The following is a 252-nucleotide window of genomic DNA, read 5'->3' as shown; positions in this document are numbered from 1 at the left end:
GCAGCGCTGCACCGGGCGACGTTGTGTCTATCCTCGACAACGGGAAAGTGATTGGCACCGTCAAGGCGGACAGCAGCGGTAAGTGGTCATTCACCCCGGATACCGCGCTGGCGGATGGTCAGCACACCTTCACCGTCACTGCGACTGACGCAGCGGGCAACGCGCGCATCAGCGGTACCTTCCCGATCGTGATTGACACTGCGGCACCGTCTCCGGCAGAAAATATCGTTATCAATGATAACGTGGGCGACA

At 59.9% G+C, this 252-nt stretch carries 1 protein-coding gene; it reads left to right on the top strand.

Features of this window, described 5'->3' with window-relative positions:
• Window positions 1-23: 23 nt before the first annotated feature.
• Window positions 24-252 (top strand): Ig-like domain-containing protein (locus HX884_RS26950; protein ID WP_309138904.1); only part of this gene is annotated, 229 nt, incomplete at its 3' end.

It is taken from the genome of Enterobacter sp. SECR19-1250 (assembly GCF_013391025.1).
Lineage (GTDB): Bacteria > Pseudomonadota > Gammaproteobacteria > Enterobacterales > Enterobacteriaceae > Enterobacter > Enterobacter cloacae.
The sequence above is the reverse complement of the archived record's forward strand: the minus strand, read 5'-3'. Positions and strand labels throughout refer to the sequence as shown.